The sequence below is a fragment of the Streptomyces sp. DH10 genome, assembly GCF_029813805.1.
Taxonomy (GTDB): domain Bacteria; phylum Actinomycetota; class Actinomycetes; order Streptomycetales; family Streptomycetaceae; genus Streptomyces; species Streptomyces coeruleofuscus.
Genome location: NZ_JARVKU010000031.1, coordinates 34,787 through 55,857, shown reverse-complemented (window position 1 = coordinate 55,857; position 21,071 = coordinate 34,787). Strand labels below are relative to the sequence as shown.

At 70.7% G+C, this 21,071-nt stretch carries 22 protein-coding genes; 17 read left to right on the top strand and 5 right to left on the bottom strand.

Going from position 1 to position 21,071, the window contains the following annotated elements:
- Nucleotides 1-35: 35 nt before the first annotated feature.
- From QC385_RS39655 to QC385_RS39640, 4 genes are read right to left on the bottom strand one after another with little or no spacing between them, the layout of a single operon-like run.
- Nucleotides 36-662: a response regulator transcription factor gene (locus tag QC385_RS39655; RefSeq protein ID WP_279546261.1), complete on the bottom strand. Its 627-nt coding sequence runs from the start codon at nucleotides 660-662 to the stop codon at nucleotides 36-38.
- The gene (locus QC385_RS39650) at nucleotides 659-1,846 is read right to left on the bottom strand and encodes a sensor histidine kinase (protein WP_279546260.1); all 1,188 of its coding nucleotides are present in this window, start codon (nucleotides 1,844-1,846) and stop codon (nucleotides 659-661) included. The genes QC385_RS39655 and QC385_RS39650 overlap by 4 nt, the downstream gene beginning before the upstream one ends.
- Nucleotides 1,843-2,688, bottom strand: coding sequence for an ABC transporter permease (locus QC385_RS39645; protein WP_279546259.1), 846 nt, complete (start codon nucleotides 2,686-2,688; stop codon nucleotides 1,843-1,845). Before QC385_RS39645 ends, QC385_RS39650 begins: the two co-directional genes overlap by 4 nt.
- Nucleotides 2,685-3,557, bottom strand: coding sequence for an ABC transporter ATP-binding protein (locus tag QC385_RS39640; protein ID WP_279546258.1), 873 nt, complete (start codon nucleotides 3,555-3,557; stop codon nucleotides 2,685-2,687). Before QC385_RS39640 ends, QC385_RS39645 begins: the two co-directional genes overlap by 4 nt.
- Before the next feature lie 142 nt (nucleotides 3,558-3,699).
- On the opposite strand from QC385_RS39640, the gene QC385_RS39635 reads away from it, so the two are divergent.
- The 17 genes from QC385_RS39635 (at nucleotide 3,700) to nusB (ending at nucleotide 20,367) form a co-directional block, all read left to right on the top strand.
- A complete protein-coding gene (locus QC385_RS39635) occupies nucleotides 3,700-4,356 on the top strand; it encodes a vitamin K epoxide reductase family protein (protein ID WP_279546257.1) in 657 nt (218 codons plus the stop codon).
- 56 nt (nucleotides 4,357-4,412) lie between these two features.
- A complete protein-coding gene (locus tag QC385_RS39630; protein WP_279546256.1) occupies nucleotides 4,413-5,765 on the top strand; it encodes a replication-associated recombination protein A in 1,353 nt (450 codons plus the stop codon).
- 302 nt (nucleotides 5,766-6,067) lie between these two features.
- The gene (rpsD, locus tag QC385_RS39625; RefSeq protein WP_010046470.1) at nucleotides 6,068-6,682 is read left to right on the top strand and encodes a 30S ribosomal protein S4; all 615 of its coding nucleotides are present in this window, start codon (nucleotides 6,068-6,070) and stop codon (nucleotides 6,680-6,682) included.
- Nucleotides 6,683-6,860: 178 nt separating this feature from the next.
- Complete coding sequence (locus QC385_RS39620; RefSeq protein ID WP_086855479.1) at nucleotides 6,861-7,301, top strand: DUF948 domain-containing protein; 441 nt, start codon at nucleotides 6,861-6,863, stop codon at nucleotides 7,299-7,301.
- A 9-nt stretch (nucleotides 7,302-7,310) separates the two neighbouring features.
- On the top strand, nucleotides 7,311-7,682 hold the full coding sequence (locus QC385_RS39615; protein ID WP_279546255.1) for a hypothetical protein: 372 nt from the start codon (nucleotides 7,311-7,313) through the stop codon (nucleotides 7,680-7,682).
- Nucleotides 7,682-10,354, top strand: a complete 2,673-nt coding sequence (gene alaS / locus QC385_RS39610; RefSeq protein WP_279546254.1) for an alanine--tRNA ligase — start codon at nucleotides 7,682-7,684, stop codon at nucleotides 10,352-10,354. The genes QC385_RS39615 and alaS overlap by 1 nt, the downstream gene beginning before the upstream one ends.
- A gap of 15 nt (nucleotides 10,355-10,369) precedes the next feature.
- Nucleotides 10,370-10,834, top strand: coding sequence for a Holliday junction resolvase RuvX (gene ruvX, locus QC385_RS39605; protein WP_086601147.1), 465 nt, complete (start codon nucleotides 10,370-10,372; stop codon nucleotides 10,832-10,834).
- 121 nt (nucleotides 10,835-10,955) lie between these two features.
- The gene (gene mltG, locus QC385_RS39600) at nucleotides 10,956-12,701 is read left to right on the top strand and encodes an endolytic transglycosylase MltG (RefSeq protein ID WP_279546253.1); all 1,746 of its coding nucleotides are present in this window, start codon (nucleotides 10,956-10,958) and stop codon (nucleotides 12,699-12,701) included.
- Nucleotides 12,702-12,726: 25 nt separating this feature from the next.
- Complete coding sequence (locus QC385_RS39595; RefSeq protein ID WP_279546252.1) at nucleotides 12,727-13,554, top strand: shikimate dehydrogenase; 828 nt, start codon at nucleotides 12,727-12,729, stop codon at nucleotides 13,552-13,554.
- A 51-nt stretch (nucleotides 13,555-13,605) separates the two neighbouring features.
- Nucleotides 13,606-14,001 (top strand): hypothetical protein, encoded by a 396-nt coding sequence (locus tag QC385_RS39590; protein WP_279546251.1) that lies wholly within the window; start codon nucleotides 13,606-13,608, stop codon nucleotides 13,999-14,001.
- A 143-nt stretch (nucleotides 14,002-14,144) separates the two neighbouring features.
- Nucleotides 14,145-15,329 carry a chorismate synthase gene (gene aroC, locus QC385_RS39585; protein ID WP_279546250.1) on the top strand — a complete coding sequence of 395 codons (1,185 nt, stop codon included), beginning with the start codon at nucleotides 14,145-14,147 and terminating at the stop codon, nucleotides 15,327-15,329.
- A complete protein-coding gene (locus QC385_RS39580) occupies nucleotides 15,326-15,838 on the top strand; it encodes a shikimate kinase (protein ID WP_279546249.1) in 513 nt (170 codons plus the stop codon). Before aroC ends, QC385_RS39580 begins: the two co-directional genes overlap by 4 nt.
- Nucleotides 15,835-16,926: a 3-dehydroquinate synthase gene (gene aroB / locus QC385_RS39575; protein WP_279546248.1), complete on the top strand. Its 1,092-nt coding sequence runs from the start codon at nucleotides 15,835-15,837 to the stop codon at nucleotides 16,924-16,926. Before QC385_RS39580 ends, aroB begins: the two co-directional genes overlap by 4 nt.
- A 165-nt stretch (nucleotides 16,927-17,091) precedes the next feature.
- Nucleotides 17,092-17,955 carry a Pro-rich N-terminal domain-containing protein gene (locus QC385_RS39570; protein ID WP_279546247.1) on the top strand — a complete coding sequence of 288 codons (864 nt, stop codon included), beginning with the start codon at nucleotides 17,092-17,094 and terminating at the stop codon, nucleotides 17,953-17,955.
- 249 nt (nucleotides 17,956-18,204) lie between these two features.
- Nucleotides 18,205-19,314, top strand: coding sequence for an aminopeptidase P family protein (locus QC385_RS39565; protein ID WP_279546246.1), 1,110 nt, complete (start codon nucleotides 18,205-18,207; stop codon nucleotides 19,312-19,314).
- 49 nt (nucleotides 19,315-19,363) lie between these two features.
- On the top strand, nucleotides 19,364-19,930 hold the full coding sequence (gene efp, locus QC385_RS39560) for an elongation factor P (RefSeq protein WP_010046444.1): 567 nt from the start codon (nucleotides 19,364-19,366) through the stop codon (nucleotides 19,928-19,930).
- A 2-nt stretch (nucleotides 19,931-19,932) separates the two neighbouring features.
- The gene (gene nusB / locus QC385_RS39555) at nucleotides 19,933-20,367 is read left to right on the top strand and encodes a transcription antitermination factor NusB (RefSeq protein ID WP_150479769.1); all 435 of its coding nucleotides are present in this window, start codon (nucleotides 19,933-19,935) and stop codon (nucleotides 20,365-20,367) included.
- A 191-nt stretch (nucleotides 20,368-20,558) separates the two neighbouring features.
- Here the strand turns inward: nusB and bldD are convergent, their stop codons facing one another.
- Nucleotides 20,559-21,062, bottom strand: coding sequence for a transcriptional regulator BldD (gene bldD, locus QC385_RS39550; RefSeq protein ID WP_014671524.1), 504 nt, complete (start codon nucleotides 21,060-21,062; stop codon nucleotides 20,559-20,561).
- Nucleotides 21,063-21,071: the final 9 nt, after the last annotated feature.

Sequence of the window (21,071 nt, the reverse complement as noted above, 5' to 3'; positions counted from 1 at the left end):
GCGCCGGACACCTGCCGAGGTGCCCGGCGCCTTCGTCACTGCTCCAGCAGCCCGTACCGCATCGCGCTCGTCACCGCCGCAGTCCGGTCGTCCACCCCCAACTTGCCGAAGACGCGCAGCAGATACGTCTTCACGGTCGACTCCCCGATGAAGAGCCGACGCCCGATCTCCGCGTTCGTGCAGCCCTCGGCGACCAGCCGCAGCACGGCTGTCTCGCGCTCCGACAGCCGCGGCCGCTCCGGCTTCGTCCGCAGCTGGTCCACCAGCCGCGCCGCGACGGACGGGGCCAGGACCGTCTCACCGCGCGCCGCCGCCCGCACGGCCTCCGCGAGTTCCGCACGGGGCAGATCCTTCAGCAGATAACCCGCCGCCCCGGCCTCCACCGCCCGCAGGATGTCCCGGTCCGTCTCGTACGTCGTCAGCACGACCACCCGGCACGGCAGCCCGGCCCGCGTCATCCGCACGATGGAGTCCACGCCCCCGCCACCCGGCATCCGCAGGTCCATCAGCACGATGTCGGGCCGCAACTCAGCCGCCAGCGCCTCCGCCTGCGGCCCGCTGGACGCGTCGGCGACGACCTCCAGATCGGACTCCGCACTGAGCATCGCCCGCAGCCCCTCCCGCACGACGGGATGGTCGTCGGCCAGGACGATCCGGATCACGGCGTCTCCCTCCTCACGACCGGCAGCCGGACGGTCACCACCGTGCCGTCACCGGGCGAACTGCGCACCTCGGCGGTTCCGCCCACCTCGACGGCCCGGGCCCGCAGCCCCGCCAGACCGTACCCACCGCGCACGGCACCCGGATCGAAGCCGGGCCCGTCGTCCCGTACGGACACGGTCAGCGTGTCGTCGGCGTACGCCAGCGAGACACCGACCGCCACGGAACTCCCCGCGTGCTTACGGGCGTTGGCCAGCGCCTCCTGGCAGGCGCGCAGGGCCACCACCTCGGGACCGGCGGGCAGCGTGCGGACCGGGCCGGTCACCGCCAGGGCCGCGTCATGGCGCGCGGCGAGCCGGCCCAGCGCGTCCGGAAGGGAAGCGCCGTCCAGGTCGGCGGGCGCACCCCCGGCGACCAACGCCCGGGCCTCGGCGAGGTTCTGCCGGGCCGTCTCGTCCATCAGGCGCAGATGACGCCGGGCCTCGGGCAGGTCGTGGTCCAGCTCCGCCTCGACCGCCTGGATCAGCATCACCAGACTCGTGAACCCCTGCGCGAGCGTGTCGTGGATCTCCCGGGCCAGCCGCTCCCGTTCGGCCAGCGCACCGTGGGCCTCGGACAGCCGCCCGATCTCGTGCCGGCTCGCGTCCAGCTCCGCGATCAGCTCGGCCCGCCCCTGGCTCTGCTCGATGATCCGGATGGTCCAGATCCCGAGCGCCACCGAGAACACCAGCGTGACCAAGCAGAACAGGGCGTTGAAGACCAGGTCCCGGGCTTCCGGGCGCCACAGCAGCGCCCAGCCCGCCACCGGCACCAGGTTGACCACGGCCACCGCCACCAGAGCCGACCGCAGCCGCAGCGTCATGAAGCACTGCGGGATCAGCGCGAAGGTCAGCACCCGCGTCTCCCCGGCGAGCACCGCCGACGGAAGGAACAGCGCCAACGCAGCCGCCAGATAGGCGATCGCCTGCCACTGGTCGGGCGGATCGCCCCGGATCAGACGCCGCCCGGCCCCGACGTACAGCGGGACGAGCGGCACGAGCAGGGCCGCCGCGACCGCGCGGAGCGGCCAGCCGGGCTGCTCCGCGGCGAGCACGTAGGCCACCGTGGCGACCCAGATCAGCGCGAAGTACGTGTCCCAGAGCCGGAACGAGCGCTCCCAGTGGTAGGCGCTCGCGGCATCACTCATCCGGTGCGCCGGTCCTTCCAGCGGAACGTCAGCAGACACAGCACCAATCCTCCGACGCACCACGCGGCGAGCACCAGGGCCACGCGCCCGAGTTCCCAGCTCCCCGCCTGCTCCAGCACCTGCGCCGACTCCGGCAGGAACACCCCGCGCAGCCCCTGGCACATCCACTTCAGCGGGAACAGCGCACCGATGGTCAGCATCCAGTCCGGAATGGCGCCGATGGCGATGTACACCCCGGAGATGAACTGGAGCACCAGGAAGGGCAGCACGACCACGGAACTCGCGCTGCTGGCGGACTTCGGCACCGAGCTGATCGCGATGCCGAGCAGGGCGCAGGCCGTGATCCCGAGGACGAAGATCCACGCCAGGTCGAACCAGCGGCCCGCATCGGACGGCAGGTCCACGTCGTACACGGTCGTGCCGACGAGGAGCAGGATCACCGTCTCCAGCAGGCCGGTGAACAGAACCAGCCAGATCTTGCCGAGGAAGTACGCAGTCGGCGGCATCGGCGTGCCCCGCAGCCGGCGCAGCACCCTCTCCTCCCGCTCCACGGCGATCGAGATGCCGAGCGCCTGGAAGCTCGTCGACATGATGCCGGCGGCCATCATCGCCGGGACGTACAGCTGCGAGGCGGTGATGCCCGCGCCCGCCACATCGTCCCGGAAGATCGACGCGAACAGGAACAGGAAGACGACCGGGAAGGCGAACGTGAACACCACTTGGTCGCGCTGCCGGAAGAACTGCCTGATCTCCAGGGCACCCCGCCGCAGCCCCAGCCCCCAGACGCCGGGCAGCCCCTCGGCGCCGACCGCACCGCGGTCCCGTACGGCGGTCGTGGTCATCGCGCGTCCTCCTGCCGCTGTCCGGTCAGCCGGAGGTAGACGTCCTCCAGCGTGGGGCGGCTCACCGCCAGCCCCGGGATCTCACCGTCGAAGCGGTGCATGAGCCCGGCGATCGTCCTGGTCGGCGTGCCCGTGCGCTCCCTGCGCGGGGTGCCGTCCGGCTCGGTCCACTCGACGAGGACCTCGGTGCCGTACCGCTCCCGCAACGCCGCGGGCTCGCCCTCGGCCACGATCCGGCCCTTCGCGACGACGGCCAGCCGGTGCGCGAGGGCCTCCGCCTCCTCCAGGTAGTGGGTGGTCAGCAGGATGGTCGTGCCCTCGTCGGCCAGGGCGCGGATCAGTGACCAGAACTGCCGCCGGGCCGCCGGGTCGAACCCGGTCGTCGGCTCGTCCAGAAGCAGCAGGTCCGGGCCGCCGATCACGCCGAGCGCCACGTCGAGTCGCCGGCGCTGGCCCCCCGACAGCGCCTTGATCCGGCTGTCCCCCTTCGCCTCCAGACCGACCAGGCCGATGACCTCCTCCGGGTCGCGCGGCCGTGGGTAGTAGCCGGCGAAGTGCCGCACGGTCTCCCGGACCGTCAACTCCGCGGGCGCCGATTCGTCCTGCCAGACGATCCCGACGCGTGAGCGCCACGCGCGCGTGCCGGTCGCCGGGTCCGACCCGAGCACGGACACCTCTCCGGCGTCCCGGTCCCGGTTGCCCTGGAGGATCTCCACCGTGGTGCTCTTGCCGGCGCCGTTGGGCCCGAGCAGGCCGAACACCTCGCCCCGGCGGATGCCCAGATCGATGCCGTCGACGGCGGTCACGTCCCCGTACCGCTTGCACAGTCCCCGCACCTCGACGGCGAGGTCGTACCCGTGTGCTGTCATGGGACGAGCGTCGGCCGGAACGCAACCCTCAGGGACGACCGTGCGGCCATGCTTATGTCCACTGAACGGTGGACGGACGTACCTGTGCGGCACAATGGTCCTGCCCGACGTTGTCCAGGTCTCAAGTGACGGAATCGGCGTGATGAGCAAGACGACAGTCAAGGACGTCTCCACGGAGCCCGAGCCGGAGCGCGCCGGGATCGCGCCCCGCGCCGAGGGCGGCAGCCGGGCCCTCGCCCTGCTCCTGGTGATCACCGGCGCGGCCGGACTGCTCGCCGCGTGGATCATCACGATCGACAAGTTCAAGATCCTCGAAGCCAAGGTCGAGGGCACGACGTTCACCCCCGGGTGCAGCTTCAACCCCGTCGTCTCCTGCGGCAGCGTCATGGAGAGCAAGCAGGCCGCCGTCTTCGGTTTCCCGAACCCGATGCTCGGCCTCGTCACCTACGGCATCGTCATCGGCGTCGGCGTGAGCCTGCTCGCCGGTGCCCGCTTCCCGCGCTGGTACTGGCTCACCTTCAACGCCGGCTGCCTGTTCGGCGTCGGCTTCTGCGCCTGGCTGATGTTCCAGTCCCTGTACCGGATCAACGCGCTGTGCCTGTGGTGCTGCCTGGCCTGGGTCGCGACGATCCTCATGTTCTGGTACGTGACGTCGTTCAACATCCGCAAGGGCTTCCTGCCCGCCCCCACCTGGCTCAAGGGTTTCTTCGGCGAGTTCACCTGGGTCATGCCCGTGCTGCACATCGGCATCATCGGCATGCTGATCCTGACCCGCTGGTGGGACTTCTGGATGAGCTGAGCCGGGAGCAGCAGGGCCCGGAGGGATTGTCAGTGCCGTGATTTAGGGTTTCTGACGTGGAGCCCGACCTGTTCACCGCCGCAGCAGAAGAACGCCAGGAGAAGGAGCCGTCCAGCAGCCCCCTGGCGGTGCGGATGCGCCCGCGCACCCTCGACGAGGTCGTGGGCCAGCGGCATCTGCTGAAGCCGGGCTCGCCCCTGCGCAGACTGGTCGGCGAGGCCTCCGGCCCGGCCGGTCCCTCCTCGGTGATCCTCTGGGGCCCGCCCGGCACCGGCAAGACCACCCTGGCGTACGTCGTCTCCAAGGCCACCGACGCCCGCTTCGTCGAACTGTCGGCGATCACCGCGGGCGTCAAGGAGGTCCGCTCGGTCATCGATGGCGCCCGCCGGGCCTCCGGCGGATACGGCAAGGAGACCGTCCTCTTCCTCGACGAGATCCACCGCTTCAGCAAGGCCCAGCAGGACTCCCTCCTCCCGGCCGTCGAGAACCGCTGGGTGACACTGATCGCGGCGACGACGGAGAACCCGTACTTCTCGGTGATCTCGCCCCTGCTGTCCCGCTCCCTGCTGCTCACGCTGGAACCGCTCACGGACGACGACATCAAGGACCTCGTCCGGCGGGCCCTGACCGACGAGCGCGGCCTCAAGGGCGCCGTCGCCCTCCCCGAGGAGACCGAGAGCCACCTCCTGCGCATCGCCGGCGGCGACGCCCGCCGGGCCCTGACCGCCCTGGAGGCGGCCGCCGGAGCCGCACTCGACAAGGGCGAGGCGGAGATCGGCCTGACGACGCTGGAGGAGACGGTCGACCGGGCGGCCGTGAAGTACGACCGCGACGGCGACCAGCACTACGACGTGGCCAGCGCCCTGATCAAGTCCATCCGCGGCTCCGACGTCGACGCCGCCCTGCATTACCTGGCCCGGATGATCGAGGCCGGTGAGGACCCCCGCTTCATCGCCCGCCGCCTGATGATCTCCGCCAGCGAGGACATCGGCCTCGCCGACCCGAACGCGCTGCCGATCGCGGTCGCCGCCGCCCAGGCCGTCGCCATGATCGGCTTCCCGGAGGCCGCCCTCACCCTCAGCCACGCCACCATCGCCCTCGCCCTGGCTCCCAAGTCCAACGCCGCGACGACCGCGATCGGCGCCGCCCTCGAGGACGTACGCAAGGGACTGGCCGGCCCCGTCCCCGCGCACCTGCGCGACAGCCACTACAAGGGCGCCACCAAGCTCGGCCACGGCCAGGGCTACGTCTACCCGCACGACCTGCCCGAGGGCATCGCCGCCCAGCGGTACGCCCCGGACGCCCTCAAGGACCGCGAGTACTACGAGCCGACCCGGCACGGCGCGGAGGCCCGCTACGCGGACGCGGTCGAGTGGACCCGGAAGAACCTCGGTCGAAAGCGGTCCTGAGCACCCTGTAAACTCATTCGGAGTGCCGCGTCCCGTGCAGTCAGAACGGGACAGTCGGCCGGAGCCCGGTCCCCCCGGGGATCGGCTCCAGGAGCGTCGCGCACCGTCGAAGGTGTCGCGGGCAGCCCACCACCCCTCGTCCTGCGGACGGGACCGGTCGGTGGGCCACTCGCGTGCTGCACGTATGTGCCCAGACCAGGGGAGCGGCTGCCCGCCCCGTCCGCAGGGACGAGGAGGGTTTCCCCGGCTGCGGATGCGACCTCCCACAACCCTGACAAGCCGACACTAGGAAACGAGAAACAGTGGCGAACCAGTCCCGCCCCAAGGTCAAGAAGTCGCGTGCCCTCGGCATCGCGCTCACCCCGAAGGCCGTCAAGTACTTCGAGGCCCGTCCGTACCCGCCCGGTGAGCACGGCCGTGGCCGCAAGCAGAACTCGGACTACAAGGTCCGTCTGCTCGAGAAGCAGCGCCTGCGCGCGCAGTACGACGTGTCCGAGCGCCAGCTCGTCCGCGCCTACGAGCGTGCCTCCAAGGTCCAGGGCAAGACCGGTGAGGCCCTGATCATCGAGCTGGAGCGCCGTCTCGACGCCCTGGTCCTGCGTTCGGGCATCGCCCGCACGATCTACCAGGCCCGCCAGATGGTCGTCCACGGCCACATCGCGGTCAACGGCAAGAAGGTCGACAAGCCCTCCTTCCGTGTCCGTCCGGACGACGTCGTGCAGGTCCGCGAGCGCTCCAAGGAGAAGACGCTCTTCACGATCGCTCGTGAGGGTGGCTTCGCCCCCGACGGTGAGACCCCGCGCTACCTCCAGGTGAACCTCAAGGCCCTGGCGTTCCGCCTGGACCGCGAGCCGAACCGCAAGGAGATCCCGGTGATCTGCGACGAGCAGCTCGTCGTCGAGTACTACGCCCGCTGATCCCCGGCAGGCACGCGGTACTTCAGCCCGTCGTCTCCCCGCCCTTCCGGGCGGGCGAGGCGGCGGGCTTTCGCGAATCCGCCGTCGCCCGGCGGTAATCCGGTACGGAGCCGCAGCCCCGGCGCGATAGGCTCGTCGCACGACTTTTTCGATGTTCAGGCACGTTTTCAGGGAGCGGGTGCACACAGTGTCCGGTGGAGAGGTGGCCGGAATCCTGGTGGCCGTCTTCTGGGCGATCCTGGTTTCCTTCCTCGCCGTCGCGCTGGCGAGGCTGGCCCAGACGCTCAGGGCGACCACCAAGCTCGTGGCGGAAGTGACCGATCAGGCCGTCCCGCTGCTGGCCGACGCCTCCGCGGCGGTGCGCTCCGCGCAGACCCAGATCGACCGGGTCGACTCGATCGCCTCCGACGTCCAGGAGGTCACGTCGAACGCCTCCGCGCTGTCGACCACCGTCGCCTCCACCTTCGGCGGCCCCCTGGTCAAGGTCGCCGCCTTCGGCTACGGCGTGCGCCGGGCCCTCGGCGGCCGCAAGGAGGACGTGCCCGGCAAGGCGCCGAGGCGTACCGTGATCGTGGGCCGCACGGTCTCTCGGCGCAGCGCCCGAGGGAAGAGGGACTGAGAGCCAGCGATGTTCCGCCGTACGTTCTGGTTCACCACCGGCGTCGCCGCCGGAGTGTGGGCCACCACCAAGGTCAACCGGAAGCTGAAGCAGCTGACGCCCGAGAGCCTCGCCAGAACCGCGGGGAACAAGGCGATCGAGGCCGGCCACCGGCTCAAGGACCGCGCGGTCGACTTCGCGCTCGACGTCCGCGACAACATGGCCCAGCGGGAGGCCGAACTGGGCGACGCGCTCGGGCTCAACGCCCCCGTCGACCCCGAACTCCCCGCGCCCCGGCGGCACGCCGCCATCGAGAACCGCACAGAGCCGAAGACGTACGTCATCGACACCACGTCGTCCACGTACAAGAAGAATTCGTACAACCGGAATGAGGACCACTGATGGAGTCGGCTGAGATTCGCCGCCGCTGGTTGAGCTTCTTCGAGGAGCGCGGTCACACCGTCGTCCCTTCGGCGTCGCTCATCGCGGACGACCCGACTCTGCTCCTCGTCCCCGCCGGCATGGTGCCCTTCAAGCCCTACTTCCTGGGTGAGGTCAAGCCGCCCTTCGCCCGCGCCACGAGCGTGCAGAAGTGCGTGCGTACGCCCGACATCGAAGAGGTCGGCAAGACCACGCGCCACGGCACGTTCTTCCAGATGTGCGGCAACTTCTCCTTCGGCGACTACTTCAAGGAAGGCGCCATCAAGCTCGCCTGGGAGCTGCTCACCAGCCCCCAGGACAAGGGCGGTTACGGCCTCGACCCCGAGCGCCTGTGGATCACCGTCTACAAGGACGACGACGAGGCCGAGCGCATCTGGCACGAGGTCGTCGGCGTGCCGAAGGAGCGCATCCAGCGCCTCGGCATGAAGGACAACTACTGGTCCATGGGCGTCCCCGGCCCGTGCGGCCCCTGCTCCGAGATCAACTACGACCGCGGCCCCGAGTTCGGCGCCGAGGGCGGCCCCGCCGTCAACGACGAGCGGTACGTGGAGATCTGGAACCTCGTCTTCATGCAGTACGAGCGGGGCGAGGGCACCGGCAAGGACAACTTCGAGATTCTCGGAGACCTGCCCAGCAAGAACATCGACACCGGCCTCGGCCTCGAGCGTCTCGCCATGATTCTGCAGGGCGTGCAGAACATGTACGAGATCGACACCTCGATGGCCGTCATCGACAAGGCCACCGAGCTGACCGGCGTCCGCTACGGCGACGCCCACTCCTCGGACGTGTCCCTGCGCGTGGTCACCGACCACATGCGCACCGCCACCATGCTCATCGGCGACGGCGTCACCCCGGGCAACGAGGGCCGCGGTTACGTGCTGCGCCGCATCATGCGTCGCGCCATCCGCAACATGCGCCTGCTCGGCGCCACCGGCCCGGTCGTCAAGGACCTGATCGACGTCGTCATCGGCATGATGGGCCAGCAGTACCCCGAGCTCATCACCGACCGCGAGCGCATCGAGAAGGTCGCCATCGCCGAGGAGAACGCCTTCCTCAAGACGCTGAAGGCCGGCACCAACATCCTCGACACGGCCGTCAGCGACACCAAGGCCGCCGGCTCCACCGTGCTGCCCGGCGACAAGGCCTTCCTGCTCCACGACACCTGGGGCTTCCCGATCGACCTCACCCTGGAGATGGCCGCCGAGCAGGGCCTCTCCGTGGACGAGGAGGGCTTCCGCCGCCTGATGAAGGAGCAGCGGGAGCGCGCCAAGGCCGACGCCCAGTCCAAGAAGACTGGCCACGCCGACCTCGGTGCCTACCGCGAGATCGCCGACCGGGCCGGTGCCACCGACTTCATCGGCTACACCGACACCGAGGGCGAGTCCACCGTCGTCGGCATCCTGGTCGACGGCGTCTCCTCCCCGGCCGCCACCGAGGGCGACGAGGTCGAGATCGTCCTCGACCGTACCCCGTTCTACGCCGAGGGCGGCGGCCAGATCGGCGACACCGGCAAGATCAAGACCGACTCCGGTGCCGTCATCGAGGTCCGCGACTGCCAGAAGCCGGTCCCGGGTGTCTACGTGCACAAGGGTGTCGTCCAGGTCGGCGAGATCACCGTCGGCGCCAAGTCCCATGCCTCCATCGACGACCGCCGCCGCAAGGCCATCGCCCGCGCCCACTCGGCCACGCACCTGACCCACCAGGCCCTGCGCGACGCCCTCGGCCCGACGGCCGCCCAGGCCGGTTCCGAGAACCAGCCCGGCCGCTTCCGCTTCGACTTCGGCTCCCCGGCCGCCGTCCCGACGGCCGTCATGACCGACGTCGAGCAGAAGATCAACGAGGTGCTCGCCCGCGACCTGGACGTCCGCGCCGACGTCATGGGCATCGACGAGGCCAAGAAGCAGGGCGCCATCGCCGAGTTCGGCGAGAAGTACGGCGAACGCGTGCGCGTCGTGACCATCGGCGACTTCTCCAAGGAGCTGTGCGGCGGCACGCACGTGCACAACACCGCCCAGCTGGGCCTGGTGAAGCTGCTCGGCGAGTCGTCCATCGGCTCCGGTGTCCGCCGCATCGAGGCCCTGGTCGGTGTCGACGCGTACAACTTCCTCGCCCGGGAGCACACGGTCGTCGCCCAGCTCCAGGAGCTGATCAAGGGCCGCCCGGAGGAGCTCCCGGAGAAGGTCTCCGCCATGCTCGGCAAGCTGAAGGACGCCGAGAAGGAGATCGAGAAGTTCCGCGCCGAGAAGGTCCTCCAGGCCGCCGCCGGTCTCGTGGAGTCCGCCAAGGACGTCCGTGGCGTTGCTGTCGTGACCGGTCAGGTCCCGGACGGCATCACCGCCGACGACCTGCGCAAGCTGGTGCTCGACGTGCGCGGACGCATCCAGGGCGGACGGGCCGCCGTGGTCGCCCTGTTCACGGTGGCGAACGGCAAGCCGCTGACGGTCATCGCCACCAACGAGGCCGCCCGCGAGCGCGGCCTGAAGGCCGGCGACCTGGTCCGTACGGCCGCCAAGACCCTCGGCGGCGGCGGTGGCGGCAAGCCGGACGTCGCCCAGGGCGGCGGCCAGAACCCGGCCGCGATCGGCGACGCCGTGGACGCCGTGGAGCGTCTGGTCGCCGAGACGGCCAAGTAAGAAACGGGTCCGGAAATGCGCAGAGGACGTCGACTCGCGATCGACGTCGGGGACGCCCGCATCGGGGTCGCCTCGTGCGACCCCGACGGGATCCTCGCCACTCCGGTGGAGACGGTCCCCGGGCGTGACATCCCCGCAGCTCAGCGACGGTTGAAGCAACTCGTCGAGGAGTACGAGCCCATCGAGATCGTGGTCGGTCTCCCGCGCTCCCTCAAGGGCGGCGAGGGCCCGGCCGCGGTCAAGGTCCGCGGCTTCGCCCAGGAACTGGCACGCATGATCGCCCCGGTTCCGGTGAGACTCCTGGACGAACGCATGACGACGGTGACGGCCAGTCAGGGACTGCGCGCCTCGGGCGTGAAGACCAAGAAGGGGCGGTCCGTCATCGACCAGGCGGCAGCGGTGGTCATCCTGCAACAGGCGCTGGAATCCGAACGGGTGTCAGGTAAAGCACCCGGCGAAGGCGTCGAAGTGGTCATCTGATCGCGATACGGTAACGTTCCGCGCGATGCGGCGGCATTCGAACAGCCACCGCACAGCAAGAGGCGGGACGGAAGCCGAGCCGGAAGCCGCGTGACCGCCGCCTCGCGGCTCTAGGGGATCGATGACTGAGTATGGCCGGGGCCAAGGCTCCGAACCGTGGCATCCGGAGGACCCGTTGTACGGGGACGGCGGATGGGGAGGAGAGCAGGCCCACCAGGGTCAGCAGTCCCCCTACGGCGGTCAGCCACAGCACCATCCAGAGCAGCCGCAGCAGCCGCAGTACGGCGACTGGGGCACCGGTGAGCAGGCCGGATACGGTCAGGCGCAGCAGCAGTACCCGTACGACCAGCAGCAGTACGCGGCACAGGCCCACGGCCACCAGCAGTACCCGGGGCAGGGGAACCAGGGGCATCAGCAGGATCAGGGGTACCAGGATCAGGGGTACCAGCAGGATCAGGGGTACCACCAGCAGCAGTACGACGACGGCGGCTGGGCCCCCGGCCCGCACCAGCAGGTCCCGTATCCCGGCGACCCCACCGACCCGTACGGTCAGCAAACCGGTGCGTACGACCAGGGGCAGTCCGACCACTACGGCACGCCCGAGGCGTATCCGCCACCGGAGCCGCCCGGGCGGCGGCGGGCCGAGCAGGAGCCGGAGACCGACTGGGACCCCGGCCCCGACCAGGGCGAGCACGCCTTCTTCGCGGGCGGTGACGACGATGACGACGGCGACGAGCCGGGCGGCCGTCGCCGACGCGACGACCAGCGAGGACGCGGCGGCAAGCCCAAGAAGCGCCGCAACGGAACGGCCTGTCTGGTGGTCGTCCTGGTCCTCGGCGGCGGCCTGGCGGGCGTCAGCTACTTCGGCTACCAGTTCTTCCAGGATCGTTTCGGCGACGCGCCGGACTACGCGGGTGACGGCAACGGGCAGGAGGTGTCCGTCGAGATCCCCGAGGGAGCGCTCGGCTACAAGATCGGCCAGGTGCTGAAGAACGCAGGGGTCGTCAAGAGCGTCGACGCGTTCGTCGCCGCCCAGGAGAGCAATCCGCAGGGCAAGACCATCCAGGACGGCGTGTACACGCTGCAAAAGCAAATGTCGGCCGACAGTGCGGTCGAAATGATGCTCAGCCCGGAGAGCCGCGACAACCTGATCATCGCCGAGGGCAAGCGCAACGCCGACATCTACCGGCTCATCGACAAGCGGCTCGAGGTCAAGGACGGCACCACCGCCGCGGTCGCCAAGAAGGACTGGAAGAAGCTCGGCCTGCCCGACTGGGCGCTCGGCCACGAGAACGTCAAGGACCCGCTGGAAGGGTTCCTCTACCCCTCCAGCTACGGCATCGCCAAGGGCGAGAAGCCCGAGGACGTGCTGAAGGACATGGTGACCCGGGCCACCCGGACGTACGAGAAGCTCGGCGTGGAGAAGAAGGCCCAGAGCCTCGGACTCGAAGACCCGTGGCAGCTGATCACCGTCGCGAGCCTGGCCCAGGCCGAGGGCACGAGCCACGACGACTTCCGCAAGATGGCCGAGGTCGTCTACAACCGCATGAAGCCGGGGAACCCGCAGACCAACGGCATGCTGGAGTTCGACTCGACCTACAACTACATCAAGAACCAGAGCAAGATCGATCTGAGTCTGAGCGAGCTGCGGAACTACGACAACCCGTACAACACGTACTTCCACAAGGGCCTGCCGCCCGGACCGATCGACAACCCGGGCGAGGCCGCGCTCAAGGGCGCCCTCAACCCGACGAAGGACGGCTGGTACTACTTCATCTCGCTGGACGGCAAGACCAGCCAGTTCACCAAGACCAACGCGGAGCACCAGAAGCTGGTCGAGAAGTTCAACGCCTCGCGGAACAACTGATCGCGGAACGACTGAGGAAGACCTGATGGCCGCACCACGCCGAGCCGCCGTTCTCGGCTCCCCGATCGCGCACTCGCTCTCCCCGGTCCTGCACCGCGCGGCCTACGAAGAGCTGGGGCTGACCGGCTGGACGTACGACCGGTTCGAGGTCGACGAGGCCGCGCTGCCCGGGTTCTTCGAGACGCTCGGTGCCGAATGGGCGGGGCTGTCGCTGACCATGCCGCTGAAGCGGGCCGTGATCCCGCTGCTCGACGGGATCAGCGAGACCGCGGCCTCCGTCGACGCCGTCAACACGGTCGTCCTCACCCAGGACGGCCGCCGGACCGGCGACAACACCGACGTCCCCGGCATGGTCGCGGCTTTGCGCGAGCACGGCATCGACAAGGTCGAGGCCGCCGCCATCCTGGGCGCGGGCGCCACCGCCTCGTCCGCACTGGCCGCGCTGTCCCGGGTCTGCCCGGGCGAGATCGCCGTGTACGTGCGCAGCGAGGCCCGGGCCGCCGAGATGCGGCAGTGGGCCGAACGGCTGGAGGTCTCGGTGCGCATCGCCGACTGGGCGGACGCCGAACAGGCCCTGCACGCCCCGCTGGTGATCAGCACCACGCCGGCGGGTGCCACCGACGCCCTCGCCCGATCCGTCCCGGAGCGCCCGACGGCCCTGTTCGACGTGCTCTACGACCCCTGGCCGACCGCCCTCGCCGCCCGCTGGTCGGCGTACGGCGGAGCGGTCGTCAGCGGCCTCGATCTGCTGGTGCACCAAGCCGTGCTGCAGGTCGAGCAGATGACGGGGCGGGCCCCGGCCCCGCTGGACGCCATGCGAAAAGCGGGCGAGCGCGCTCTGGCGGCCCGATAAGATCCGCTCTCGGTTCCGCAGGGGGCGGAACAGGGGAGGGGAGAACCAGCCATGTCCACCGGTATGTCTCAGGCGTCCGTCAAGTCCCAGATATTCGAGTCCCTGCTGGGATTCCTGCCCGACTGGGTGCAGATCACGGTGCTCGCCCTGGTCGTGCTCGCCGTCCTCGCGACCTGGGCGGTCAAGATCAAGCGCAAGATCGCCTACCGGCGGGCCGTGCGCAGCGGCGTGCCCGTCCACGCGGCGGCTCAGTACGGGCAGGGACGCGGAGCGGACTACCTGGGGGAGTACGCACCGCAGCAGGCGCAGCAGCAGGGCGGCGGAGCCGACCATCTGGGCACGTACGCACCGCAGCAGACGCAGACCGCGCAAGCGCAGAGCGGCGCGGACTTCCTGGGCGCGTACGCGCCGCAGCGGCAGACCGGCGGCCCGGCCTCGTCCGCCTGATGGACCGGCGGCCGAGTCCACGCTCCGGACGTGGCAGGATCGTGGGTGGCGGATCGGGGCCGCGCACCCGGTCGGGCCGTCGCCGTACGCGATGAGGTGCGTACGCTGGGCAGTAAGCACGCCGCGAACACTGAGGAGCACCGTTGAGCAGGTTGCGCTGGCTGACCGCGGGGGAATCCCACGGTCCCGCACTCGTCGCGACGCTGGAGGGGCTTCCCGCCGGCGTGCCGATCACCACGGACATGGTGGCGGACCATCTCGCGAGGCGGCGCCTGGGCTATGGGCGCGGTGCCCGGATGAAGTTCGAGCGGGACGAGATCACCTTCCTCGGCGGCGTCCGGCACGGCCTCAGCCTCGGCTCCCCGGTCGCGATCATGGTGGGCAACACCGAGTGGCCGAAGTGGGAACAGGTCATGGCGGCCGACCCGGTCGACCCGGAGATCCTCGACGGCCTCGCCCGCAACGCGCCGCTGACCCGGCCCCGGCCCGGCCACGCCGACCTCGCCGGGATGCAGAAGTACGGCTTCGACGAGGCCCGGCCGATCCTGGAGCGCGCCTCCGCTCGGGAGACCGCGGCCCGGGTGGCCCTCGGCGCGGTGGCCCGGTCGTACCTGAAGGAGACGACCGGCATCGAGATCGTCTCCCACGTGGTGGAGCTCGCGGCAGCGAAGGCGCCGTACGGCGTGTACCCGACGCCCGCGGACGTGGAGAAGCTGGACGCGGACCCGGTGCGCTGCCTGGACGCCGACGCGTCGAAGGCGATGGTCGCCGAGATCGACCAGGCCCACAAGGACGGCGACACCCTCGGCGGCGTGGTCGAGGTGCTGGCGTACGAGGTGCCGGTGGGCCTGGGTTCGCACGTGCACTGGGACCGCCGCCTGGACGCCCGTCTGGCCGCCGCCCTGATGGGCATCCAGGCGATCAAGGGAGTCGAGGTCGGCGACGGCTTCGACCTGGCCCGCGTCCCCGGCTCCAAGGCGCACGACGAGATCGTCGCGACCGACGAGGGCATCAAGCGGACCACCGGCCGCTCCGGCGGCACCGAGGGCGGGCTGTCCACGGGTGAGCTGCTGCGCGTGCGGGCCGCGATGAAGCCGATCGCGACCGTGCCGCGGGCGCTGAAGACGGTGGACGTCGTCACCGGCGAGGCCACGGCCGCCCACCACCAGCGTTCCGACGTGTGCGCGGTGCCGGCCGCCGGCATCGTCGCCGAGGCGATGGTCGCCCTGGTCCTCGCGGACGCGGTCGCGGAGAAGTTCGGCGGCGACAACGTGGCCGAGACCCGCCGCAACGTCCGGTCCTACCTCGACAACCTGGCCATCCGATGAGCCCGCTGATCGTGCTGGTCGGCCCGATGGGCGTGGGCAAGTCCACCGTCGGGCAGCTGCTGGCCGAGCGGCTCGGGACCGGCTACCGGGACACCGACGACGACATCGTCGCCGCGCAGGGCCGGACGATCGCCGAGATCTTCGTCGAGGAGGGCGAGTCCGCCTTCCGCGCGATCGAGAAGCAGGCCGTGCGCGAGGCACTGGCCGGGCACGACGGTGTGCTGGCGCTGGGCGGCGGCGCCGTCCTCGACCCGGACACCCGCGCGCTGCTCGCCGGGCAGCGGGTGGTGTACCTGTCGATGGACGTCGAAGAAGCGGTCAAGCGCACCGGCCTCAACGCGGCCCGGCCGCTGCTCGCCATCAATCCGCGCAAGCAGTGGCGCGAGCTGATGGAGGCCCGCCGGCACCTCTACGAGGAGGTCGCCACGGCCGTGGTCGCCACCGACGGCCGCACCCCCGAAGGGGTCACCCGAGCCGCCCTGGACGCACTGGAGTTGAAGGAAGCATGACTGAGGCAGTGACCCGGATCCAGGTCGGCGGCACGGCGGGCACCGAGCCCTACGAGGTCCTTGTGGGCCGGCAACTCCTCGGTGAACTGCCCGGGTTGATCGGCGGCAGGACCAAGCGGGTCGCGATCGTCCACCCCGAGGCGCTGGCCGATACCGGTGACGCCCTGCGCGCCGACCTGGCCGGGCAGGGCTACGAGGCGGTCGCCATCCAGGTGCCCAACGCCGAGGAGGCCAAGACCGCCGAGGTCGCCGCCTACTGCTGGAAGGCGCTGGGCCAGTCCGGGTTCACCCGGACGGACGTCATCGTCGGTGTCGGCGGCGGCGCGACCACGGACCTGGCCGGATTCGTGGCCGCCACCTGGCTGCGCGGGGTGCGCTGGATCGCCATCCCGACCACGGTGCTCGCCATGGTGGACGCGGCCGTCGGCGGCAAGACCGGCATCAACACCGCCGAGGGCAAGAACCTGGTCGGTGCCTTCCACCCGCCCGCCGGTGTGCTCTGCGACCTCGCCGCGCTGGACTCCCTCCCGGTCAACGACTACGTCTCCGGGCTCGCGGAGGTCATCAAGGCCGGCTTCATCGCCGACCCGGTGATCCTCGACCTGATCGAGTCCGACCCCGAGGCGGCCCGCACCCCGGCCGGCCCGCACACCGCCGAGCTCATCGAGCGCTCCATCCGGGTCAAGGCCGACGTGGTGTCGTCCGACCTGAAGGAGTCGGGCCTGCGCGAGATCCTCAACTACGGCCACACGCTCGGTCACGCCATCGAGAAGAACGAGCGCTACAAGTGGCGGCACGGCGCGGCGGTCTCGGTGGGCATGCACTTCGCCGCCGAACTCGGCCGTCTGGCAGGCCGGTTGGACGACGCCACGGCCGACCGCCACCGCACCGTCCTCGAAGCCGTCGGGCTGCCGCTGTACTACCGGCACGACCAGTGGCCCAAGCTGCTGGAGACCATGAAGGTCGACAAGAAGTCCCGCGGCGACCTGCTGCGCTTCATCGTCCTCGACGGTCTGGCCAAGCCCACCGTTCTGGAGGGACCCGACCCGGCCGTGCTGCTCGCCGCGTACGGCGAAGTCGGACAGTAAGTACCCGGGCGCGCCTTCCGCCCGAAATCGCCTTACGGGGCCGGGCACTTCGGACCACCCCCGGCCGTTCACACAACACCGGCCGGGGGCGGTACCGTTCGGTAGCAGCGGGTTCCGCCCCCGCTGTTCAGCGCCCATCGCCTGTACGAGACGGAGTGGCACCGGATGCAGCACGCAGTGGGTTCTCCGCTGCCGCCGCCCCATCAGCCGGGGCACGGACCGGCCGTCGGCTGGTCGCCGGCCGCACACCACCCGGGGTCGCACCACCCGGGTGCGCATCAGGGCTCCGCGCCCGTGCCCCCGCCGCCCCCGGCGCCCGGTTATCCCGTGCCCCCGCCCGGGCCGGCCGCGCCCCCGCCGCAGGCCTCCGTCCCTCCGCCGCCGGACACCACCGGCCATGTGCCGCTGCCGCCCGGCGGTCCGGTCGCCATGCCCAGCCCCCCGCCCGCGACGGCCGTCCCCGACCCGGCGGGTACGACGCTCGCCGTGCTGCTCATAGGGCCCGCGGGCGCCGGGAAGACCAGCGTCGCCAAGTACTGGGCGGACCATCGCCGGGTCCCGACGGCGCACATCAGCCTCGACGACGTACGCGAGTGGGTCCGCTCGGGCTTCGCCGACCCTCAGTCCGGGTGGAACGACAACTCCGAGGCGCAGTACCGCCTGGCCCGCCGCACCTGCGGTTTCGCCGCGCGGAACTTCCTGGCCAACGGCATCTCCTGCATCCTCGACGACGCAGTCTTCCCCGACCGGCCCGTCGTCGGCCTCGGCGGCTGGAAGCGGCACGTCGGGCCGGGCCTGCTGCCGGTCGTCCTCCTTCCCGGGCTGGACATCGTCCTCGAACGCAACGCGGAGCGCACGGGCAACCGGCGGCTGACGGACGAGGAGGTCGCCCGGATCCACGGGCGGATGGCCGGGTGGTACGGGTCCGGTCTGCCGATCATCGACAACTCGCAGCTGGATGTGCCGGAGACGGCCCGGGTGCTGGACGATGTGCTGGCTCGGTCCATCGCGAGTCCGCCGCAGTGGTAGTCGGCGTGGGGGCGGTGCGATAACTCGGCGTTCCGGTGCCCTGGGGCGTTGTCGCTGAGGCCGGGTGGGTCCGCAGCCCGGCGGAGCGGGGTGCCGCTGCGCCCACCCGTGCCGCCTGGGGGCACCTCCCAGGCCCTTAAGGCACTGGGGAGGCACGACTGCCCGCAGCTCAGCCCCCAGCAGCCGCGGACAACCCCCACTCGGCCCTCCCGACCGGCGGTATCCCCCCGGCGCTCATAGGCTCGGGTCATGTCAGAGGTGTACGCGGCCCGCCGGACGCGTCTGAGGGAATACTGCAACGCGGGCGGCAGCGCGGCGGCGCTGGTCTCCCGCCCCGCCAATGTGCGCTATCTCGCGGGCGCCGCCCCGCACGGCGCCGTTCTCCTGCTGGGCAAGACCGAGGACCTCCTGGTGTGTGCCGGCCCGACGGCCGACCGCTCCACGCAGGAGCGCCCCGACGAGGCCCTGCGCGTACAGACCCTGCCCGGTGTCGGCGGAGGCGACCCGGCCGTCGCGGCCGCCGGCCTCGCCGCGGGCCAGGGTGCCGACTCCCTCGCCGTGGAGGAGCACCACCTCACCGTGGCCCGGCACCGCGCCCTCGGCTCGGTCGCCCCCGGGCTGCGCCTGGCCAACCTCGGCGGCTCGGTCGAGCAGCTCAGGGTCGTGAAGGACGAGGAGGAGATCTCCTGCCTCCGCATCGGCGCCGAGATCACCGACCAGGCCCTCGGCGAACTGCTGGAGTCCATCCTCGTCGGGCGGACCGAGCGCCATCTCGCCCTGGAGCTCGAAAGACGCCTCGTGGATCACGGGGCCGACGGCCCGGCCTTCCCCACCTCCGTCGCCACGGGGCCGAACGCCGGACGGCCCGGGCACCGGCCCACCGACCGCCGTGTCGAGGAGGGCGACTTCCTCTCCGTCTGCCTCGGCGCGACGTACCGCGGCTACCGCTGTGAGATCGGCCGGACGTTCGTCATCGGCACCGCTCCCGCGGACTGGCAGATCGAGCTGTACGACCTGGTCTTCGCGGCGCAGCGCGCCGGACGTGAGAGCCTGGTACCCGGTGCCGCCTGCCGGGACGTCGACCGTGCGGCCCGCCAGGTGCTGGACTCCGCGGGGTACACGGAGGGCCTCACGGCCCTGACCGGACACGGGGTGGGGCTCGAAATCGACGAGGACCCTCAATTGAGTCCCGCGGCCATGGGTAAACTGGACGCTTGCGTGCCGGTCACCGTCGAACCTGGGGTCCACCTCCCGGGACGGGGCGGTGTCCGGATCGATGACACGCTCGTCGTCCGCCCCGAGGCGGACGGCGGACCCGAGCTACTCACCATCACGACCAAGGAGCTGCTCGCCCTGTAGGCAGGTGCGTGCCCCGGGGTCGTACGTCAGTCCAGGAGATTCCGCAACCGTGGCTTCCACGAACGACCTCAAGAACGGCATGGTGCTCAAGCTCGAAGGCGGCCAGCTCTGGTCCGTCGTCGAGTTCCAGCACGTCAAGCCCGGCAAGGGCCCGGCCTTCGTGCGCACCAAGCTCAAGAACGTGCTCTCCGGCAAGGTCGTCGACAAGACCTTCAACGCCGGCGTCAAGGTCGAAACGGCCACCGTCGACAAGCGCGACATGCAGTTCTCCTACATGGACGGCGAGTACTTCGTCTTCATGGACATGGAGACCTACGACCAGCTCATGGTCGACCGCAAGGCCGTCGGCGACGCCGCCAACTTCCTCGTCGAGGGCTTCACGGCCACGGTCGCCCAGCACGAGGGCGAGGTGCTCTTCGTCGAGCTGCCGGCCGCCGTCGAGCTGACCGTCCAGGAGACCGAGCCGGGCGTCCAGGGCGACCGCTCCACCGGCGGCACCAAGCCCGCCACGCTGGAGACCGGTCACCAGATCCAGGTCCCGCTCTTCATCACCACCGGTGAGAAGATCAAGGTCGACACCCGCACCAGCGACTACCTCGGCCGGGTGAACAGCTAACCGTGGCTGCCCGCAACACGGCCCGCAAGCGCGCCTTCCAGATCCTCTTCGAGGGTGACCAGCGCGGCGCCGAGGTCCTGACCGTCCTCGCCGACTGGGTCCGGCTCTCCCGGGCCGACACCCGGCAGCCGCCGGTGAGCGAGTACACGATGGAGCTGGTCGAGGGCTACGCGCAGCGCGCGAAGCGCATCGACGAGCTGCTCGCCCAGTACTCGGTCGGCTGGACGCTCGACAGGATGCCGGTCGTCGACCGCAACATCCTGCGGCTCGGCGCCTATGAGCTGATCTGGGTCGACGAGACCCCGGACGCCGTCGTCCTCGACGAGATGGTGCAGCTGGCGAAGGAATTCTCCACGGACGAGTCGCCCTCGTTCGTGAACGGCCTGCTCGGACGGCTGAAGGAGCTCAAGCCCTCGCTCCGCCGCGACGAAGTCTGAGACGACGAAGTCTGAGACGACGAGGTCTGAGACGCACAGAACGCCGGAGGGCCCGCAGCGTGACTGCCGCGGGCCCTCCGGCGTTCCCGTACCTTCGAGGGCTGCCAGGCCCTCAGAACGCCGCCGGGGTGGCCGAAACCGTATGGTTCCGGCCACCCCGGCGGCACGTTTCTGCTGTCCCCCCGAAGCGGTCAGGCCTCCTCGTGGGTGGCCACCGCGCGGCGCGCGTCCGCGTCCAGGACGCCCCAGCTGATCAGCTGCTCGGTGAGCACCGAGGGCGACTGGTCGTAGATGACGGCGAGCGTGCGCAGGTCGTCCTGGCGGATCGAGAGCACCTTGCCGTTGTAGTCACCGCGCTGCGACTGGATCGTGGCCGCGTAGCGCTGAAGGGGGCCCGCCTTCTCGGCCGGCACCGTGGCCAGCCGCTCCAGGTCCAGGACCAGCTTCGGCGGCGGCTCGGCGGCGCCGCCCGGGGTCGTGCCCGGGAGCAGCTCCTGCACCGGAACGCCGTAGAAATCCGCCAGCTCGGCAAGGCGCTGCACGGTCACGGCACGGTCGCCGCGCTCGTACGAACCGACCACGACCGCCTTCCAGCGTCCCTGGGACTTCTCCTCGACACCGTGGAGGGAAAGGCCCTGCTGGGTGCGGATCGCCCGGAGCTTGGCCCCGAGCTGTTTGGCGTATTCGCTGGACATATAGCTCCC

Bases quoted from the DNA above. Each gene is read 5' to 3' on its own strand.
- QC385_RS39595 (WP_279546252.1), top strand. From the start codon at position 12,727: ATGGCCGCACCACGCCGAGCCGCCGTTCTCGGCTCCCCGATCGCGCAC.
- alaS (WP_279546254.1), top strand. From the start codon at position 7,682: ATGGAGTCGGCTGAGATTCGCCGCCGCTGGTTGAGCTTCTTCGAGGAG.
- ruvX (WP_086601147.1), top strand. From the start codon at position 10,370: ATGCGCAGAGGACGTCGACTCGCGATCGACGTCGGGGACGCCCGCATC.
- aroB (WP_279546248.1), top strand. From the start codon at position 15,835: ATGACTGAGGCAGTGACCCGGATCCAGGTCGGCGGCACGGCGGGCACC.
- bldD (WP_014671524.1), bottom strand. From the start codon at position 21,062: ATGTCCAGCGAATACGCCAAACAGCTCGGGGCCAAGCTCCGGGCGATC.
- QC385_RS39650 (WP_279546260.1), bottom strand. From the start codon at position 1,846: ATGAGTGATGCCGCGAGCGCCTACCACTGGGAGCGCTCGTTCCGGCTC.
- QC385_RS39590 (WP_279546251.1), top strand. From the start codon at position 13,606: ATGTCCACCGGTATGTCTCAGGCGTCCGTCAAGTCCCAGATATTCGAG.
- QC385_RS39645 (WP_279546259.1), bottom strand. From the start codon at position 2,688: ATGACCACGACCGCCGTACGGGACCGCGGTGCGGTCGGCGCCGAGGGG.
- mltG (WP_279546253.1), top strand. From the start codon at position 10,956: ATGACTGAGTATGGCCGGGGCCAAGGCTCCGAACCGTGGCATCCGGAG.
- QC385_RS39565 (WP_279546246.1), top strand. From the start codon at position 18,205: ATGTCAGAGGTGTACGCGGCCCGCCGGACGCGTCTGAGGGAATACTGC.
- QC385_RS39570 (WP_279546247.1), top strand. From the start codon at position 17,092: ATGCAGCACGCAGTGGGTTCTCCGCTGCCGCCGCCCCATCAGCCGGGG.
- QC385_RS39640 (WP_279546258.1), bottom strand. From the start codon at position 3,557: ATGACAGCACACGGGTACGACCTCGCCGTCGAGGTGCGGGGACTGTGC.
- QC385_RS39615 (WP_279546255.1), top strand. From the start codon at position 7,311: ATGTTCCGCCGTACGTTCTGGTTCACCACCGGCGTCGCCGCCGGAGTG.
- QC385_RS39580 (WP_279546249.1), top strand. From the start codon at position 15,326: ATGAGCCCGCTGATCGTGCTGGTCGGCCCGATGGGCGTGGGCAAGTCC.
- QC385_RS39635 (WP_279546257.1), top strand. From the start codon at position 3,700: ATGAGCAAGACGACAGTCAAGGACGTCTCCACGGAGCCCGAGCCGGAG.